14 protein-coding genes and 1 pseudogene are annotated in these 17,799 nt (G+C 71.0%); 10 read left to right on the forward strand and 5 right to left on the reverse strand.

From position 1 onward, the window contains the following. Window positions 1-110: 110 nt before the first annotated feature. Window positions 111-545 (reverse strand): GNAT family N-acetyltransferase, encoded by a 435-nt coding sequence (locus tag ACFWPQ_RS25055; protein ID WP_384038808.1) that lies wholly within the window; start codon window positions 543-545, stop codon window positions 111-113. Window positions 546-1,254: 709 nt separating this feature from the next. Between ACFWPQ_RS25055 and ACFWPQ_RS25060 the strand changes: the two are divergent. Both ACFWPQ_RS25060 and ACFWPQ_RS25065 read left to right on the forward strand, forming a co-directional pair. Further along, a pseudogene (locus tag ACFWPQ_RS25060) lies at window positions 1,255-1,458 on the forward strand (helix-turn-helix domain-containing protein); the annotation flags it as partial. A gap of 111 nt (window positions 1,459-1,569) precedes the next feature. Further along, window positions 1,570-4,143: a BTAD domain-containing putative transcriptional regulator gene (locus ACFWPQ_RS25065; RefSeq protein ID WP_384038882.1), complete on the forward strand. Its 2,574-nt coding sequence runs from the start codon at window positions 1,570-1,572 to the stop codon at window positions 4,141-4,143. A gap of 112 nt (window positions 4,144-4,255) precedes the next feature. Here the strand turns inward: ACFWPQ_RS25065 and ACFWPQ_RS25070 are convergent, their stop codons facing one another. Both ACFWPQ_RS25070 and htpG read right to left on the reverse strand, forming a co-directional pair. Continuing rightward, window positions 4,256-5,410, reverse strand: coding sequence for a ParB/RepB/Spo0J family partition protein (locus tag ACFWPQ_RS25070; protein WP_384038810.1), 1,155 nt, complete (start codon window positions 5,408-5,410; stop codon window positions 4,256-4,258). A 127-nt stretch (window positions 5,411-5,537) separates the two neighbouring features. Beyond that, complete coding sequence (htpG, locus tag ACFWPQ_RS25075) at window positions 5,538-7,511, reverse strand: molecular chaperone HtpG (protein WP_384038813.1); 1,974 nt, start codon at window positions 7,509-7,511, stop codon at window positions 5,538-5,540. A gap of 190 nt (window positions 7,512-7,701) precedes the next feature. On the opposite strand from htpG, the gene ACFWPQ_RS25080 reads away from it, so the two are divergent. The 7 genes from ACFWPQ_RS25080 (at window position 7,702) to ACFWPQ_RS25110 (ending at window position 14,548) form a co-directional block, all read left to right on the forward strand. Further along, window positions 7,702-9,018, forward strand: a complete 1,317-nt coding sequence (locus ACFWPQ_RS25080) for a PLP-dependent aminotransferase family protein (RefSeq protein WP_384038816.1) — start codon at window positions 7,702-7,704, stop codon at window positions 9,016-9,018. 97 nt (window positions 9,019-9,115) lie between these two features. Continuing rightward, window positions 9,116-10,252 (forward strand): 3,5-dihydroxyphenylacetyl-CoA synthase DpgA, encoded by a 1,137-nt coding sequence (gene dpgA / locus ACFWPQ_RS25085; protein WP_384038818.1) that lies wholly within the window; start codon window positions 9,116-9,118, stop codon window positions 10,250-10,252. Then, window positions 10,246-10,920 (forward strand): enoyl-CoA-hydratase DpgB, encoded by a 675-nt coding sequence (gene dpgB / locus ACFWPQ_RS25090; RefSeq protein ID WP_384038821.1) that lies wholly within the window; start codon window positions 10,246-10,248, stop codon window positions 10,918-10,920. Before dpgA ends, dpgB begins: the two co-directional genes overlap by 7 nt. After that, window positions 10,917-12,302 carry a (3,5-dihydroxyphenyl)acetyl-CoA 1,2-dioxygenase DpgC gene (gene dpgC / locus ACFWPQ_RS25095; protein ID WP_384038824.1) on the forward strand — a complete coding sequence of 462 codons (1,386 nt, stop codon included), beginning with the start codon at window positions 10,917-10,919 and terminating at the stop codon, window positions 12,300-12,302. The genes dpgB and dpgC overlap by 4 nt, the downstream gene beginning before the upstream one ends. 181 nt (window positions 12,303-12,483) lie before the next feature. After that, complete coding sequence (locus tag ACFWPQ_RS25100; protein ID WP_384038827.1) at window positions 12,484-12,705, forward strand: MbtH family protein; 222 nt, start codon at window positions 12,484-12,486, stop codon at window positions 12,703-12,705. An 11-nt stretch (window positions 12,706-12,716) separates the two neighbouring features. Next, window positions 12,717-13,517: an alpha/beta fold hydrolase gene (locus tag ACFWPQ_RS25105; protein ID WP_384038828.1), complete on the forward strand. Its 801-nt coding sequence runs from the start codon at window positions 12,717-12,719 to the stop codon at window positions 13,515-13,517. 2 nt (window positions 13,518-13,519) lie between these two features. Continuing rightward, window positions 13,520-14,548: a fatty acid desaturase family protein gene (locus ACFWPQ_RS25110; protein ID WP_384038831.1), complete on the forward strand. Its 1,029-nt coding sequence runs from the start codon at window positions 13,520-13,522 to the stop codon at window positions 14,546-14,548. Between the two features lie 21 nt (window positions 14,549-14,569). On the opposite strand, the gene ACFWPQ_RS25115 is transcribed toward ACFWPQ_RS25110, so the two are convergent. Continuing rightward, on the reverse strand, window positions 14,570-15,265 hold the full coding sequence (locus ACFWPQ_RS25115; protein WP_384038834.1) for a response regulator: 696 nt from the start codon (window positions 15,263-15,265) through the stop codon (window positions 14,570-14,572). Next, complete coding sequence (locus tag ACFWPQ_RS25120; protein ID WP_384038836.1) at window positions 15,262-16,500, reverse strand: sensor histidine kinase; 1,239 nt, start codon at window positions 16,498-16,500, stop codon at window positions 15,262-15,264. Before ACFWPQ_RS25120 ends, ACFWPQ_RS25115 begins: the two co-directional genes overlap by 4 nt. A 218-nt stretch (window positions 16,501-16,718) precedes the next feature. Here ACFWPQ_RS25120 and ACFWPQ_RS25125 point away from each other — a divergent pair, with 218 nt between their 5' ends. Next, the gene (locus ACFWPQ_RS25125; RefSeq protein WP_384038839.1) at window positions 16,719-17,759 is read left to right on the forward strand and encodes a pyridoxal-phosphate dependent enzyme; all 1,041 of its coding nucleotides are present in this window, start codon (window positions 16,719-16,721) and stop codon (window positions 17,757-17,759) included. Window positions 17,760-17,799: the final 40 nt, after the last annotated feature.

Below are 17,799 nucleotides of genomic sequence, written 5' to 3' on the forward strand. Positions count from 1 at the left end.
CGCGGCATTGCCGGCGCTGAGGACTGGGAGGCTCGCCCATGGGCGGACGCTCACACACCTTTCATCGAGGAACGGGACGACTCCTCAATGGTAAAGGATCGGCAAAGTGTTCACTCGGTGGCCTCGGCCAGCGGCTTGATCCAGCGCCGCCAGTGGTCCTCCCGCCGGTAGCCGACCGCGGCCCAGGTGTGGTGTGCCCGTTCGTTGGCCTCCAGGACCATGGCGTCGACGCGTCGTCCGCCCAGGGAGAGGAAGCGCTGTTCGACGGCCTCCAGCAGGGCGGTGGCGATGCCCTGCCGACGGTGCCCGGGGTGTACGGCCAGTCGGTAGACGGAGCATCGCCAGCCGTCGAAGCCGGCGATGACGGTGCCCGCGAGGAGGCCGTCGCGCTCCGCCAGCAGCAGGGCGCCGGGGTCTCGTGCGATGAGCCGGGTCACTCCGTCGTGGTCGTCGCTGATGCTCGTGCCCTCCGCGGCGTCGCGCCAGAACCGCAGGATGGCCTCGACGTCCGAGAGGGTGGCCGGGCGGATGCGTAGGTCGCTCATGGGGTGAGCCAAGCAGAGCGCTCGCCCCACTGGCGAACGGGTTTTACCTGCCGGGAACCGGGTGGGAACACAGCCTTCGGAAAGGTAGTCGGGGAACGATCGGCGCTCAAGCCGTACTGCCGCGGCGGACGGTGTGGCCGGTGGCCGGTGGTTGGGTTTGGGTTCCCGGGGCCGAGGCCGGGGCCGGGGCCGCCCGATTTCGCGAGGTGCTGGATTCCCGCCCGAAGAACATGACCGGACCTCAAAAGGCCGCACCCGGGCCGCGTGGACGGCTCGTCGGTCATGTCGCGACAACGGTGCCGGGGTCGTCATCGCGCTCGGCACCGCGTTCATGACGGGGCCACTGCTTCAATGCCGAACCGAGCCGGAACTTATGAAGATAGTCAATCTCTCATGGGCGGGAGGCCGACCCCTTCACCGTCCCGAACCGAGTCAGGGCCATCGGGCACCTCCGGGTCGAACCGGCCGTTCACCTGCGGCATGTGCACGGTGGCCGCCCCGGTGCGCAGGGCCCGGAGGCCGTCACCACAGCCTCACGGTGATCGCCCGCACCGTTGCACGGCCCCCGTCCCTGGCCATAAGACGCTTCCTACGGGGGGCCTGTCACGACCACCGTCATTCATAGTGGGTCCAGGTGCAGTCGGGGCCGAACAACATTGAAGCCGCGACGTCCTGGCTGCCATCATCATGAATACGGGGGTAGAACGTAGTGGAGGACAGTGATCAGAACCCTCATTTCGGATCGTTGGTACGTACGTACCGTCGTGAAATGGGGCTCACCCAACGGGAACTCGCAGCTAGGGCGGGACTCAGTCTCGCCGCGTTGCGCGACTTCGAGCAGTCTCGGCGAAGGCGGCCGCGAGCGGATTCGCTCGTCGCGCTCACCGACGGCCTGGGACTGGACACGGACCAGGCGGCCAGCCTGGCCCGCGCGGCCGAGTTACCCCGCCGTCGCTCCGACGAAGCATCGTCGACATATCGTCCGCAGGACGATGTCGATCTCCCATGGCGGGCGCACTCGCCCGTGCGCGACAAGGGACTGTGGCTGTCGGTCCTCGGCCCGCTCGAGGCCTGGACGGACGACAGGTCGCTGCGCTTCGGCTCTCCCGCCCGGCGCGCGGTACTCGGACTGCTCCTCCTGGACCCCGGTGTCCCGGTGCGCCGCGACGCGATCGTCGACCTGCTGTGGGGTGATTCGCCGCCCCGCACGGCCGTGACCCTGGTACAGGCGCATGTCAGCAGGATCCGCAGGGCCCTGCGGGGCGGACGCCGCTTCGGCGACGACGAGGTGATCGATTCCCTCGGCGGCGCCTACCGGCTGAGCCTCTCGGCCATGGCGGTCGACCTGCTGGACTTCAGGGATCTGGCCGCCCGCGCCGCCGCGGCGCGGGACGCCAGGCAGGACGCGACCGCGGCCGAGTACTACGAGCGCGCGGTGAACCTGTGGCGCGGTGAGCCGTTCGCCGACGTCGCCGCACTCCGGGGACACCCGGGCATCACCGCGCTCAGACAGGAACTCGTCGGGGTGCTCCTGCAGTACGCGGAGGTCACCCGAGACCTCGGCCAGCACAACCGCGTGCTGCTGCGGCTCCAGGCGCTGGCCGACGCCGAACCGCTGAACGAGCGGGTCCATGCCCATCTCATGATCGCGCTGGCCGGTTCCGGTCAACAGGCGGACGCCGTCCGGGTCTACGAGGGCGTGCGGTCTCGCCTCGACCGCGAGCTGGGACTCTATCCTGGGGAGGAACTGGCCGACGCCTACATGCGCGTGTTGCGGCAGGAGCTCCGCACGCGGAACCGGGAACAGGCCCACGCCCGGGTGCCCGCACTCGCCGCCGGGCACCCGGTGCCGAGACAACTGCCCGCCGCACCACGATGTTTCACCGGACGCCCCGACGAACTGGCATGGCTGTCCGCCCTCGCGGAACAGGACGTGACGCACCCGAAGGGCGTCGTCATCGCGACGCTCACGGGAATGGCCGGGATCGGCAAGACCGCGCTGGCCATGCACTGGGCACATCGGATGGCCGCTCGGTTCCCCGACGGGCAGTTGTTCGTGAACCTGCGCGGCTCCGGGCCGTCCGGAACACCGGTCGTGCCGGCGGACGCGCTGGGCGGCATCCTGATCTCGCTCGGCGTGCCGCCCGCCCGGATTCCCCCGGACATCGACGGACGGGCAGCCCTGTACCGCAGCCTGCTGGCGGACTCGCGCATGCTCATCGTCCTGGACAACGCCCACGACGCGGAACAGGTGCGCCCGTTCCTGCCGGGCTCACCGACCTGCCTGGTGCTGGTGACCAGCAGGAGCTGGCTCACCGGCCTGGCCGCGGAAGGCGCCCATCTGATGACGCTGGGCGTCCTTTCGGAGTCCGAGTCGCGCACCCTGCTGGTCCAGCACCTGCGCGCCCGGTCGACGGCGATCGATCCTGTCGTGATCAATGAACTGGCCGCCTCGTGCGGCGGCCTGCCGCTGGCCGTCTGTGACGCCGCCGCCCGTGCGGTGGCGAGCCCCGGCCTGCCCCTGACCACGCTCGCGTCCGAGCTGCGGGACACCCACAGGCGGCTGGACGCGCTGGACACGGGGGAGCCGGTCACCAGCCTGCGAGCGGTGTTCTCCTGGTCCCGGGCCAGGCTCGGAAACCCGGCGTCGCGCCTGTTCCGGCTGCTGGGCGTCTATCCCGGCCCGGACATCACCGTTCCGGCGGCAGCGAGTCTGGCAGCGCTGACACCAGGCCAGACGGGCCTGGCACTCGGTGAACTGTGCGCCGAACACCTGCTGACGGAGCACGTGCCCGGTCGCTACACCTGTCACGAACTGCTGCGCTCCTACGCGGCCGAAGAGGCCGGCATCCGGGAGAACCGGGAGAACCGGCGGGCCGCGGTCCAGCGCGTGCTCGACCACTACCTGCGTGCCTCCGCCGTGGCGTCGGGTCTTCTCTGCCACGGACAGGCGGAGGCCCTGTCCGTCCCACCGCGTCCCGGGGTGACACTCGCGGAGATCCGGGGACCCGAACAGGCGGTCGACTGGCTGGAGAGGGAACAGCACGTCCTGCTCGCCCTCATCAGACAGGCCGCCGAAGGCGGCTACGCCCCATATGCCTGGGAGTTGCCCTGGACCGCCGGGTGGTTCTTCCGGGACAAGGAGGGCTGGCAGAGGCTCGCCGCGGCCCAGCAGGCGGCACTGACGGTCGCCACCGGTCAGGACGATCTCGTGGGCATGGCCATGGTTCGTCAGCAGCTCGGCTGGCTGGGATTCCTGCTCGGTGATGTCGCCGGCGCACGTCACCATCTGGACGAGGCCGAGGAGCTGTCACAGCAGTTCGGCCGGGTCCGGCTCCAGGCGGTGTCGGGCCTGTGCAACGCGCCCGCCCGGCCGCCGCGGCACCGTGTCGTGGAAACGACGGACCGGGCACGGAAGATACTGCTGCTGTCCCGTGACGCCGGGAACCTCCAGGAGGAGGTGCGAGCCCTGTACTCGATCGACTGGTGCCTCGTGCAGCTGGGCGGGCGTGCGAAGGCGGCAGATCTCAGCCGTCGTACGCCCAGGGCCTACCGCACACTGCGGTTGCGCTGCTGTCCCTATTACTGGCGGACCTGACGGGCACACCCGGGCCGGGAAGCATCGGCGGGCCCCTCTCCGCGAGGCGGTCGCACCCCCTGCCGAGGCTTCCCGGGCGGAGCGGCCGAGGTCGTCTCAAGCCGCTCCGAACTCACGCGGATCTGGTCGGCGCACGGGTCGTGAAGGGGTCGACGATGCGCGCGCGCCGGTCCAGTTCCCGAGCGCAGTCCTGCCACATGTTCGCGTACTGCTGGGCGAGTTGGACGATGATGGTGACACAGTGCGCCGGTACGGTCTCGGCGGCGTCCGGCAGCTGTTTCGCACCGACCGCGTTGATGTGCAGCAGCCGGAGCATGCTCTTGCCCTGCTCGCTGTTGCGCAGCGAGGGGTCACGCATGAGCTTCTCCACCGTGGCCGCGGGATCCGGGCTCGACGACCTGCCGGCCGCTGACCGGGGTTCGACGAGCGGCGGCACCCGGGCGGCGGCGGAGTCGTCCCGGTCGGCACCGGCGCCATGGTGGGCCCCCGTGGTCTCGGGGTTCGCACCGGCACCGGCACCGGCACCGATACCGGCAGCGCTCGTCCGGCCGGTGCGCCCGGCTGCTCTCTCCGGAACCGGCGACTCGCCGGACTCGAGACGTCGGCGCACGTCGAACGCGGTTGCCGGCGATATGCCCGCGGCGCGCGCCACATCGCGCAAGGACGCGTTCGGCTGGTCGGCCAGCAGCTCCGCGGCGCGTCGCCGGCCCGCCCGGCCGTCCAGCGGGCGGACCCGGCCGTCCCTGCCGATCCGCACGTTCGGCTGCAGCGTGCTCTCGCCGGAGATCTTCCGGATGGCGGCGACGGTCTTCGCCGCCAGCCCGGCGGTCTGGCCGATGGCCCGGTCGGACAGGTGCGGGTGGGAGGCGATGATCCGCTCCGCGGCGGCGCGCCGGTCGGCCCGGGACAGCGGCAGGCCGTGGGTGACGTTCTCCTGCACGGCGCGCAGGAAGATGTCGGCCTCGTTGCCGTCGAAGAAGATGACGTCGATGGTCTCCTGACCGCGCAGGGACGCGGCCATCAGGCGGTGCATCCCGTCGATCACCTGCAGGGAGCGGCGGTCCACCAGGATCGGAGGAAGCGGGGTCTCGGCTTCGGCGAGGCGCATGATGTGGGCCTTGTCCTCGCCGTTGAGCCGTGGGGAGTCGGCCGGGCGGAGCGAGAGCACGGGAACGGACACCACGGCGGTGTCGTCACCACCGGTGTGCGCGGCAGGGTCGGCTACGGATGGATGGGAGGAGGTCGTATTGCTCACCGGCTGGGACACACGTGCACCTGGGTGGGCCACGGCTGCGCTCCTTCGCGTGGTTCGGTCGAGCTTTACCGGCGTGACGCTACGCGGCGGAGCTGGCGGCCGACTGGTGGCCGGCTGACACTGAATTGCCGTACCTGCTCTATGGGTTGGCTATGTGTTCCGTCCTCGTCGGCGGGTCGTCGTGCGACGGGTTCCGCTCGTCGGCGAGGGTCGTGAGCAGGCTGTTGAGCTGCCGGACGAACGCGGTGGGGTCCTCGATCCGGGCGCCGAGGGTGAGCACCGCCTGGTCGAACAGGACCTGGGCCCAGGCCCGCAGCTGTTCGTCGTCCGGTGCGCGGTTGAGGTGCCGGACGATCGGGTGGTCCGGATTGAGTTCGAGCACCGCCTGACGCGGCAGACCGGTTCCGCGCATCCGCTGCATGAGGTTGACGTCGCTCTCGGGTTCGTTGCCGACGATGCACGCCGGCGACGTGGTGAGACGGGTGGACAGGCGTACGTCCCAGGCCTGCCCGGCCAGGTGCGCCTTGAGCCGGCCGAGCAGGTCCGCGTACTCGGCGTCGGCCCGCTCCTTGGTCTGCCGTTCCGTCTCGTCCGCGAGGGCGCCCAGGTCCCCGGCGCCCTGGGCGACCGACTGCAGTGCCCTGCCGTCGTACTCGCGCATCCTGGACACGACCCAGTTGTCGACCCCCTCGCCGAGCAGCAGGACTTCCACGCCCTTGGTGCGGAACGCCTCCAGGTGCGGGCTCGACCTGGCCGCGGTCGGCGAGGGGGCCAGCAGGTAGTAGATGTGTTCCTGGCCCTCCTTCATCCGCGCCACGTAGGCGTCCAGCGAGGTGTCCGGGTCGTCGGTGGCGGACCTGGTGGACGTGAACCGCAGGAGCTTGGCGATCTCGTCCCGGTGGGAGTGGTCGTCGGCGATGCCCTCCTTCAGGGTGGTGCCGAACTCCTTCCAGAACGCGGCGTACTTCTCCGGCTCGTTCGCGGCGAGCTCGGCGAGCCGTTTCAGCACCTTCTTCACCGCGTTGGCGCGGATGTGGGCCAGCGCGCGGCTGCCCTGCAGAATCTCCCGGGAGACGTTGAGCGGAAGGTCGGCGGAATCGACCACGCCGCGGACGAACCGCAGGTAGTTCGGCAGGATCTGCCCGGTGTCCTCCAGGACGAAGACCCGCTGCACATGGAGGCGTACCCCGCGGCGGGTCTGGGGCACCCACAGGTCGTGCGGCGCGCGGGACGGGACGAACAGCAGCATCGTGTAGTCGTAGGTGCCCTCGATCTTGGCGTGCACCCACGCCAGCGCGTCGGCGGGCTCACCGGAGACGTGCCGGTAGAAGTCCTGGTAGTCGGTGTCGGCGAGTTCGCTCTTCGGACGGCTCCACAGCGCCGACGCCCGGTTGACCGTGATCTCCGATGCCGCCGTTCCCGCCGCCTGAGCCGTCCTGTCCTCGCCCTCGGCGGGCATCAGGATCGGCACCCGGACGTGGTCGGAGTACTTCTCGACGATCGACCGCAGCCGCCACCCGTTCGCCAGCTCGTCCTCGCCGTCCCGCAGGTGCAGCACGATCGTGGTGCCCCGCTCGGGCCGCTCGACCGTCTCCAGTGTGTACTCGCCTTTTCCGTCCGACTGCCAGCGCACCCCCTGGCCCGGTTCGAGGCCGGCGCGCCGGGTGGTCAGCACCACCCGCTCCGCGACGATGAACGAGGAGTAGAAGCCCACCCCGAACCGGCCGATCATGGCGGCGTCCCGGCGCTGGTCACCGGTGAGCGAGCGCAGGAACTCCCCGGTCCCGGACTTGGCGATCGTGCCGATGTGCCGGATCACCTCCTCCCGGCTCATGCCGATGCCGTTGTCCGCGACGGTGATGGTCCCGGCATCCCTGTCGTATCCGATCCGGATGCGCAGCGGGCCCTCCGCCTCGGGAAGTTCGGAATGCGTCAGCAGTTCCAGCCGCAATCGGTCAATGGCGTCCGAGGCATTCGAGATCAGCTCGCGCAGGAAGATCTCCTTGTTGCTGTACAGGGAATGGATCATCAGATCCAGGACCTGTACCGCTTCCGCCTGGAAGTCGAAGACTTCCTGTTCTGCCTGTTCCGTCCGTTCCGTTTGCACCGACATCCGACACCTCCATGATCCCCCTGGGCAGGCGCCGAGCGTAAACCGCGCCGTGGTGAGCGGCAATTACTCCCCGAGCGGTGTTCAACTGAGGATTTGCTGCACTCGAACACCGCCGGACCGACCTTGACAGGATATTGCCGGAACGCGACGCTGATCCCACATTTCAATTCGCCGAGGTGATGGCTGTCCAATGTCGGCACAGAAGATATCGCATGCCGAGCTGCGTATCGATGATCTGCACGGCAGTCTGTCCGATCCGCTGCTGGACACGATGAATTTCCTCAACGAGATCACCTTTCGGTATCCGGAGGCCATCTCGTTCGCACCGGGAAAGCCTTATGACGGATTCTTCGACGTCGACCAGGTCTTCGGTCATCTCCGGGAGTACATCGGTCATCTGGCCGCGGGCGGTGACTCCGCCGACCGCATCCGGGACGCGATCTTCCAGTACGGCCCCACAGCCGGCCTGATCCGGCAGCTGATCGCGGACTCGCTGCGCGTGGACGAGGGCATCGACGTCGGCCCGGAGTCGATCGTGGTCACCGTGGGCTGCCAGGAGGCCATGTTCCTGGTTCTGCGGGCGCTCATCGCGGGTCCCGGCGACGTGCTCCTGGTGTCCAGCCCCTGTTACGTGGGGATCACCGGCGCCGCCCGGCTGCTCGACATCGAGCCGACGCCGGTGGCGGAGCGCGAGGACGGGCTGGACTGCGCGGACCTGGCGCGGGCCATCCGGACGGAGCGCGCGCGGGGCCGGCGCCCCCGCGCCTTCTACGTGGTGCCCGACCACTCGAACCCCACCGGCTCCACGATGCCGATGCACACCCGCCGTGAACTCCTCGACCTGGCCCGCCGCGAGGACATCCTGATCCTGGAGGACAGCCCCTACCGCCTGGTCAGCCCCGCACCGCACCTGCCGACGCTGAAGTCCCTGGACCGCGACCGCAGGGTCGTCCAGCTGGGTTCCTACTCCAAGACCGCGTTCCCCGGCGCCCGGGTGGGCTTCGCCGTCGCCGACCAGACGGTCGCCGATCCCGCGGGCGGCACCGCTCCGCTGGCGGCCCAACTCGCCAAGATCAAGAGCATGGTGACGGTGAACACCTCGCCGCTGAGCCAGGCCGTCGTGGCGGGGATGCTCCTGGGCTGCCGGGGGCGGGTCTCCGAACTCAACGCCAAGGCGGCCGAGTACTACGCCACCGCGATGCGGTCCACCCTGCGGCAACTGGAGCGAGATTTCCCGGCGGACCGGCGAGGGGCCCTCGGGGTGCGCTGGAACACCCCCGCCGGAGGCTTCTTCCTGAGCCTGCGCGTCCCGTTCCGGGCGGACAACGCCGCCCTGGCGCGCTCGGCCGAGGAGTTCGGGGTCATCTGGACGCCGATGTCGTACTTCTATCCCGGTGGCGGCGGGGAGCACGGCATCCGGCTGTCCGTCAGCAGCCTCTCCGACGAGGAGATCACCGAAGGGATCGGCCGGCTCGCCCGCTTCGTCGCGGCCGAGGCCGAGAAGTGACCAGTGATCAGGTACCGCCTACCGGAAGGGAAAGAAGGATGACCGAGGCAGAGCCGCCGGTGCGCAGTCAGCGCCGCCGATGGGGGTGGACGTACCGATGACCATGTGCGTTGAACTTGCGGACTCTGGCGTGCGCGGTCCCCAGGGGACCGGCACCCCGCAGATCGCCGGCATCGGGACCGCCGTCGCCGGCGAACCGTACTCCCAGGAGGAGGTGCTGGAGGCCTTCGGCATCGAGGACGCCAAGGTCCGGTCCGTCTTCCTGAACAGCGCCATCCAACGGCGTTACCTCACCGTCCCCCCGCCCGGGGAGGACGGTGTCCGTGTCCCGGAGACGCAGGGAGAGCTGCTCGACAAGCACAAGGCGCTCGCGGTCGACATGGGGGCGCGGGCCGTGGACGCCTGCCTGAAGGACACAGGAGCCGCGCTGGCCGACGTCCGCCACCTGTGCTGCGTCACCTCGACGGGATTCCTCACCCCCGGCCTGAGCGCCCTGCTGATCCGCGAGATGGGCATCGCGCCGTCGTGCAGCAGGGTCGACATCGTGGGCATGGGATGCAACGCCGGGCTGAACGCGCTCGGCGTCACGGCCGCCTGGTCGGCGGCCCACCCCGGCGAGCTGGCCGTCATGCTGTGCGCCGAGGCCTGTTCCGCGGCCTACGCCTTCGACTCGACGATGCGGACCGCGGTCGTGAACAGCCTGTTCGGCGATGGTGCGGCCGCCGTCGCGATCGTCAGCGGCGGGCAGCCGGAGGACGGCCGTACCGACGATCCACCCGAGCCCGCCGCCGCGCGGCCGCGGCTCCTCTCGTTCGCCGGCCACGTCATCACCGACGCGGTCGAGGCCATGCGCTACGACTGGGACGGCGCCCAGGGGAAGTTCAGCTTCTTCCTCGATCCGGGCATTCCCTACGTCGTCGGCGCCCACGCCGAACTCGTCGTCGACCGGCTCCTGTCGGGAGCCGGGCTGCGGCGCAGCGACATCAGCCACTGGCTGGTCCACTCCGGCGGAAAGAAGGTCATCGACGCGATCCGCGTCAACCTGGGCCTGACCCGCCACGAGGTACGGCACACCACCGGTGTGCTCCGGGACTACGGGAACCTGTCCAGCGGCTCCTTCCTCTTCTCCTACCAGCGCCTGGTCCGCGAAGGCGTCACCAGGCCGGGGGACTACGGCGTGCTGATGACGATGGGACCGGGATCGACCATCGAGACGGCGCTGGTCCGATGGTGACGCCGGAGACGGACGCCCTGGTCGTCCGGGTCGACGGCAGGCGCCCCCTGTCGACCGAACTGGTCGCGGCCTTCGAGGCCCTGTGCGACCGGGCCGAGGACCGTACCGGCCGCAACACGGTCATCGTGCACGTGTCGGGCGCCCCTGCGGCACCCGCGCCCGGGAATCTCACCATCGCCCTGGTGAGCAAGTGGGAACGCGCGCTACGACGCTTCGAACGGCTCCCGGCCGCCACCGTCGCGGTGGCCTCGGACGAGTGCGGCGGCGTCGCGCTGGAGGCGCTGCTGGCCACGGACTACCGCATCGGGACGGCGTCGCTCCGGCTGCTCATGGCCGGCGGGGCGGCGGCGACCTGGCCCGGCATGGCCCTGTACCGGATCGTGCGGCAGGCAGGGTCCGCGGCGGCCCGCCGGGCGGTGCTGCTCGGCATCCCCCTCACGGCCGCCGACGCGCTCGCGGCGCACCTGGTCGACGAGGTGACGGCGGACGCAGCGACGGCGCTGACGGCCGCGACCGAGCTGACCGCCGCCGTCCCCGGCCCGGAGCTGGCCATCCGGCGGCAGCTCATGCACGACGCCACCGCGGTCAGCTTCGAGGAAGCCCTCGGCGCCCACCTCGCGGCCTGCGACCGCGCGCTCCGGCTCGCCGCCGCCGAGACCGGCCGATGAACGGGGCAGGCGGCGGGCCGGCCGTCCGCGGGGAGCCTCCGGGCGGCCGCGCGGATCCCCCGACCGTACTCGACCAGGACCTCCCGCTCGCCCGGAAGGCGCTGGCCGAGGCGGCGCGTCGCTGTGACGACGCACTCGCCGCGCTGCCCGGGCCCGGGCAGCGGTCACCCCGGCAGCGGGCCGCCGCCGACGCGGCCAAGGACGCCGCCCGCGCGCTGCGTTGCCGGTTCATGGACGCCCACGCCGACGCGGTCTACGACGAGCTCACCGACGGCCGTACACGCCACCTGCGCCTGGTGGAACTCGCCGAATCCGCCGCGACCGCCTTTCCGGGACTGGTGCCCACCGCCGACCGGCTCGCCGCCGAGCGGGTGCGGCCGCAGGCGGCCAAGGAGGGGCACGAGATCGACCAGGGCATCTTCTTCAGCCGCGTGCTGCGTTCACCGGTGTCGGGCCCGCACCTGCTCGACGCCATGCTCCGGCCGACCCCTCGCGCACTGCGGCTGCTCCCGGAGTTCGTCCTGACCGGCGAGGCCGACCTCGGGTCGGTGACCCTGCAACGCACCGACGGGGTCGCACGACTGACGATGTGCCGGGACGACTGCCTGAACGCGGAGGACGACCGCCAGGTCGACGACATGGAGACCGCGGTCGACCTCGCGCTGCTCGACCCGGCCGTGCGCGTCGGCCTGCTGCGCGGCGGAGTGATGACCCACCCCCGCCACCGGGGCAGGCGGGTGTTCAGCGCGGGCATCAACCTCAAGGCACTGCACGGCGGAGGCATCTCGCTGGTGGCCTTCCTGCTTCGGCGCGAGCTCGGCTACATCCACAAGCTGCTCCGCGGAGTCGTGGCCCCGGAAGGCACGCGCTGGCACGCGCCGACGACCGAGAAGCCGTGGGTCGCCGCGGTCGACGGCTTCGCCATCGGAGGCGGCGCACAACTGCTGCTCGTCTTCGACCAGGTGCTGGCCGCGGCCGACGCCTACCTCAGCCTCCCCGCGGCCGACGAGGGCATCGTCCCCGGTGCCGCCAACCTGCGGCTGACCCGGCGGGCCGGCCCCCGGCTGTCCCGCCAGGTCATCCTCACCGGGCGCAGGATCCGGGCGAGCGAGCCGGACGCCCGACTGCTCGTCGACGAGACCGCGGAACCCGAGGAGCTGGACGCGGCCGTCGAACGCTGCCTCGCCCGGCTGCAGAGCCCCGCGGTGGTCGCCAACCGGCGGATGCTGACCGTCGCCGAGGAAACCCCCGAGGAATTCCTGCGGTACATGGCGGAATTCTCGCTCCAGCAGGCGCTACGCCTCTACAGCGACGACGTGATAAGCAAAGCGGGCCGCTTTCACGCGAAAAATAAGACGGTACCCGGGCGTCGCGAAGACTGACCGGCGAGCGAGTACCGGCACAGTCCGGACCACCCGTACGGAAGTGGCGCGCCCGGTCAACGGGCGTGCCCGTCACGGCTGTTCAACTGAGCCCCTACCGCAGTTGAACGGCACGGCATTGAACGAATGCGCCGTGAATTGCCATAGTGGAGATGTCCTGACCCGGGAGCGGGAGGTTGTCATGCGAACCGTGAGTTTTGATTTCGATTCACCGGAAGCGCGCTTCAAGGTGCTCATCAACCACGAGGAGCAGTACTCGCTCTGGCCCGCCGACCTGGAGGTGCCCGGCGGCTGGACGGAGACCGGTGTGTGCGCCTCCAAGGAGGAGTGCGACACCTACCTGGAAGCCACCTGGACCGACATGCGACCCAAGAGTCTGCGCATCGCGCTCGACGGTCAGTAGTCCGTACCGCCATGCCGTACGTCTTCACCAACGGTATCCGCATCGCCTACGAACGGTCCGGCCGGGGCGAACGTGTTCTCATGATCATGGGATCCGCGGCCGCCGGCCGGGTCTGGACCATGCATCAGACGCCCGCCCTGGCCGAGGCCGGGTACCAGGCGATCACGTTCGACAACCGGGGGATCCCGCCCTCGGACGTCCCGGCCGGCAAGTACTCACTGGCCGACATGGTCGCCGACACCAGGGGAGTGATCGAGGCGCTGGCCCTGGCGCCGTGCCGGATCGTGGGCGCCTCGCTGGGCGCTCTCATCGCCCAGGAACTGATGATCGATTCCCCCCGACTGGTCCGGTGCGCCGTGCTCATCGCGACGAAGGCGCGCTCGGACGCCATGCGCAACGCCCAGGCCAGGGCGGAGCAGGCGCTGGAGGAGAGCGGCATCACGCTGCCGCCCGCCTACCACGCCGCGACGGCGGCGATGCAGGCACTGTCGCCCGCCACCTTGAACGACGACGGGACCGCCCCGATGTGGCTGGACACGTTCCGGCTCGCACCGAACGACAACGCCGGCGGCGGCCAGGTCTGGATCGACACGAGCCAGGACCGCAGGGCGGCGCTCCGGGAGGTCGCCGTACCCTGCCGGGTGATCGCCTTCGAGCACGACCTGATCACCCCGCCGCACCTGGCCGCGGAGGTCGCGGAGGCCCTACCGGACTGCGACTACGTGGAGATACCGGCCTGCGGTCACTTCGGGTACCTGGAGCGCCCGCACGAGGTCAACTCGGCGATCACCGAGTTCCTGGACAAGGCCTGACCATGTCCAGCGCAGCCGGTCAGCCCTCCGGCCCGTCCACCGGGTCCTCGCCCCGGTACGCCGCCGACCGCCCGTTCCCGCGGGGATACACCGCACCGCCGCAGGAGCGCCGCGCGGTCGCCGACGCGCACACGACCAGACTGTGGTGGTCCACCGCGGCGGCCGTCGTCGACCACGCCGTCATCGCCGCGGTCGTGATGGGCTGTGCCTGGCCGGTCCTGTGGACCGGCCGGCACCTCGTGGCCGGGCTGGCCGCCGCCGGATGCGGCGCGGTGCTGCTGGGGCGGCAGTTCCGGGCGCTGGAGTGCCTGGCCCACGAGGCGTCCCACTTCAACTGGGCGCGCGACCACCGCCGCCTCAACGACCTGCTCGCCACGGTCCTCGCCTGCGTCCCGACCGGGTCGAGGCTCGCCGTGTACCGCGCGTCCCACCTGCGCCACCACGGGCGTTTCGGCACCCGGGACGATCCTGATCTGGCCAACTACCGCCGGTTCGCACTGGAGGAGCTCGACCGGACCTCCGTCCGCGCGTTCGCACGGGACGCCCTCAGCCGGATGCCGGCGTACCGGCGCCGGTGGCGGGAGACCTCGGGGGGACCGGGCAGGCTTCCCGTCCTGCCGTTCGGCTGGGCCGTCCTGCTGGCGATCGCGCCGGCGGGGATCGTCTGGGGGAGCTGGTCGGCGGCCTTCGCCGCGGCGGGCGTCTGGCTCCTCGGCTACGGCGTCCTGCTCCCGGTCGTGCGCTTTCTGGGGGAGTGCAACGAGCACGTCTACACCGGCTCGCAGACCGTGTTCGACGCGACCGTCTCCAACCTGGGCCTGCTGCAGCGCCTGCTCATCCACCCGCACGGCGACGGCTATCACACGGTGCACCACCTGTGGCCGGGCGTTCCGCACCATCGGATCCGCAACCTGCACCGGAGACTGACGGCGAACGACCCGGAAGGCTACACGGCACGACTGCGCCACCGGACGAAGTTCCTCTCCTCACCCGTCCGCGGCCTGCGGCCCAAGGGACGCACGAGCCGCTAGGCGCGGCCGCCGAAGGCGTCGTCACGGGTGCGGTTCCCGCCCCTGCGGGACGACCAGCCCCGTCTCGTAGGCGGTGATGACGGCCTGTGTCCGGTCACGCAGCTGCAGTTTGGCCAGGATCCGGCTCACGTGTGACTTCACCGTCTCCTCGGTGATCGAGAGCCGGTCGGCGACCTCCGCGTTGGACAGGCCGCGCGCCACCTGGCGCAGCACCTGGGTCTCGCGCGCCGTGAGCAGGCCGAGCTCCGGAGCGGGCGCGTCCTGCGCCTGCGGGCGCAGCCGGGTGAACTCCGCGATGAGACGGCGGGTCACGTTCGGCGCCAGGAGCGCCTCGCCGCGCGCGACGACCCGCACCGCTTCGAAGAGGGTCTCGGCGGTGACGTCCTTGAGCAGGAAGCCGCTGGCGCCGGCACAGAGCGCGTCGTAGACGTAGTGGTCCAGGTCGAAGGTGGTCAGGATGAGGACGCGCGTGCCGCCCGCGGAGGCGCCGGTGAGCTGCCGGGTGGCGGTGATGCCGTCCATGCCGGGCATGCGTACGTCCATGAGCACGACGTCCGGGGACAGCTCGGCGCACAGCTGGAGCGCCTGCGCCCCGTCGGACGCGGTGCCGACCACCGTGAAGTCCGGCTGGCCGTCCAGGAGGGCGGCGAACCCGGTGCGGACCACAAGGTGATCGTCGGCCACGACGATCCGGATCTCTGGCGGCGAACCCGTCACCGAACGCTCCCCGTCTCGATGTTCCTCGTGTCCGCCGTGCCGAGCGCGGACTGCTCTCCCCTGGCCGGCAGCGACGCCTCGATCAGGAAACCGCCGCTCGGCGCGGATCCGGAGCTCAGCCGACCGCCGACCGCGGCGGCGCGCTCGCGCATCCCCAGCAGCCCGTGTCCCGCGCCGGACGACTCCGCGGGCGGCCCCGGCCCGTTGTCGCGGATGCGCAGGAGCAACGCCTGCTCGGCATAGACCAGTTCGACATCGACCGCGGCGCCGGGCGCATGCCGCCGGGCATTGGTCAGGGCCTCCTGGACGATGCGGAAGGCGGCCAGCTCGATCCCGGAGTCCAGGGTCACCGGCCGGCCCCGCATGATCAGCCGGGTCCCGGCGCCGTTGGTGTTCCGGACGTCGTCGAGCAGCTCGGTGAGCTGCCGCAGCCCCGGCTGCGGGCGGCGCTCCTCGGCGTCCTCGATCTCGGTGTCCTCACGGAGCACACCGAGCAGCCGTCGCATCTCGGTCAGCGCCGCCCGTGCTCCGTCGCCGATCTCGGACAGCCGCTGCGCCCCGGCGGCCGGCATGCCGGGAGTGGTCAGCCGGGCCGTCTCCGCCTGCACCGCGATCACGGAGACATGGTGCGCGACCACGTCGTGCAGTTCGCGGGCGATGCGCGCCCGCTCGCCGCGGGCCGTGTGCTCCATCAGGCGGCCCATGATGGCCTGCCGGGCCGCCCCGTGCTGCGCGGCGTCGACGTGGGCGCGCCGGACGGCACCGGCCCAGGCCGCGGCCGGTGCGAGCGAGGCCAGTACGACGGTGAGGACCTCGACCTCGCGCGCCGGGTGGCCGAACAGCGCCAGCACGAGGAGGGAGACCGTCGCGACGGGAGCGACGGCCAGGGCGCCGCCCTGCCGAGGGCCCGTCCGGCCGAGTCCGTGGAAGGCGATCAGGGTGGCGCAGAGCGCCGCCACGGTCAGGACGCGGAAGCCCGCCAGCGACAGGACGACGACGGCGGAGATGCTCGCCGCGGCCGCGGCGGTGGGCAGGAAGGTCAGCGGCAGGGTGCCGGCGAGCCCGAGCAGACACACCACCAGGGTGTTCGACAGACCCCAGTCGGAGACCACGGCCCGCCCCACGGACTCGGCGGTCGCCGCCCCTGCCAGCAGCACGCCCGCCGCGGCCGGGGGCTGCGGACCCGTCCCGGTCTGCCGCCCCTTTCCCGTCCAGCCCCCACTCGTCAGGCCCATGCGCTCATTGTGCCTGTTCCGCCCGTCGGTCATGCCCACTTGGCCGACGGCGCCGCCGCCGGTCCGCGACCGGCTCCGGCCGGCGGCCCGGGGGAGGGCGAAAACCGTGGACCGGCCGACGGCATGGCTCTCCCCTCGGTCATGCCCTAGGTTTATCGGCAGGGACGGCACCGTGTAATTCCGGTGCGGCGCTCGTCATTTCGTCGGGAGGTTGGACGGTGGACCGAACGTCGGCGCGTCCTGTTTCCTCCGTTCTCCGGAATAGTCTCCAGCCCACCCCCACGGTGACCGCGGCCTTCGAATACCGGGGAAAACGCCGGAAGTTCATACTCAAACTCGAAGGCGCGAATATCACCGGCTCGATCAAGGACCGCACGGCGAGCGGTCTCATTCTCATGCTCGAACGCGAAAGGCCGTTGACTCCGGGCAGTGTCGTCATCGAATCGACGTCGGGAAATCTCGGCGTGGCGATGGCGGCGCTGCTGCGCGAGATCGACTGCCGGTGCATCGCGGTCATCGATCCGCGGACGCCCGCCGCGACCCGCGAGCGGCTGACCCGGTGGGGAGCCGAGACCGTACTCGTCGACGAACCGGACCAGTACGGCGGTTACCTGGTCAGCCGCCTGCGCGAGGTCGCCCGCCTGCGCGACGCCCATCCCGGCTACCGGTGGCCCGACCAGTACCGGAACCACGCCAACCCGAGGATCCACGAGCTCACGACCGGCCGGGAGATCGCGGAGCAGGGCGGCCCCGCCTGCGGCGGTGTCTACGTCGCCGTCTCCACGGGCGGCACGCTCGCCGGTGTCTCGTGGTACCTGCGCCGTCACCGCCCCGACATGCGCATCGTGGCGGTCGACGCGGCGGGTTCACGGGCGATCACCGACAGCGTGGGCCGGCGACTGGTGCCGGGCCTCGGGTCCAGCGTGCGTTCGAGCTTCCTCGACGCGACCTGCTACGACGACTTCGCGGTGGTCGGCGCGGCGGAGTCCTTCGCCATGTGCAGGGTCCTGCGCGACGACCTGGAGATCACCCTCGGCGGTTCGAGCGGCAGCGTGCTCCACGCGATGGTCACCGCATCCGTCCACCGGGAGACCCCGCTGCCGATGTGCCTGTGCCCGGACGACGGCACCAAGTATCTGGACACCTTCTACTCCGATCGCTGGCTCGCGGACATCGGCCTGCTCGACGAGACGACAGCCGCGATCGACCGGCTCCGCTCCGACGGGCTGAGTTTCACTCCGGAGAGATCCTCGGCCTGATCCGTCACCGATGAGACGCGTACGCGAAGGAGACGACGGA

This window comes from Streptomyces sp. NPDC058464 (assembly GCF_042721035.1).
In the GTDB taxonomy this organism is placed as follows: domain Bacteria; phylum Actinomycetota; class Actinomycetes; order Streptomycetales; family Streptomycetaceae; genus Streptomyces.

Coding starts and splice junctions, on each gene's coding strand:
- ACFWPQ_RS25055 (WP_384038808.1), bottom strand. CDS start 545: ATGAGCGACCTACGCATCCGCCCGGCCACCCTCTCGGACGTCGAGGCC.
- htpG (WP_384038813.1), bottom strand. CDS start 7,511: ATGTCGGTGCAAACGGAACGGACGGAACAGGCAGAACAGGAAGTCTTC.
- ACFWPQ_RS25080 (WP_384038816.1), top strand. CDS start 7,702: ATGTCGGCACAGAAGATATCGCATGCCGAGCTGCGTATCGATGATCTG.
- dpgA (WP_384038818.1), top strand. CDS start 9,116: ATGACCATGTGCGTTGAACTTGCGGACTCTGGCGTGCGCGGTCCCCAG.
- dpgB (WP_384038821.1), top strand. CDS start 10,246: ATGGTGACGCCGGAGACGGACGCCCTGGTCGTCCGGGTCGACGGCAGG.
- dpgC (WP_384038824.1), top strand. CDS start 10,917: ATGAACGGGGCAGGCGGCGGGCCGGCCGTCCGCGGGGAGCCTCCGGGC.
- ACFWPQ_RS25100 (WP_384038827.1), top strand. CDS start 12,484: ATGCGAACCGTGAGTTTTGATTTCGATTCACCGGAAGCGCGCTTCAAG.
- ACFWPQ_RS25105 (WP_384038828.1), top strand. CDS start 12,717: ATGCCGTACGTCTTCACCAACGGTATCCGCATCGCCTACGAACGGTCC.
- ACFWPQ_RS25110 (WP_384038831.1), top strand. CDS start 13,520: ATGTCCAGCGCAGCCGGTCAGCCCTCCGGCCCGTCCACCGGGTCCTCG.
- ACFWPQ_RS25120 (WP_384038836.1), bottom strand. CDS start 16,500: ATGGGCCTGACGAGTGGGGGCTGGACGGGAAAGGGGCGGCAGACCGGG.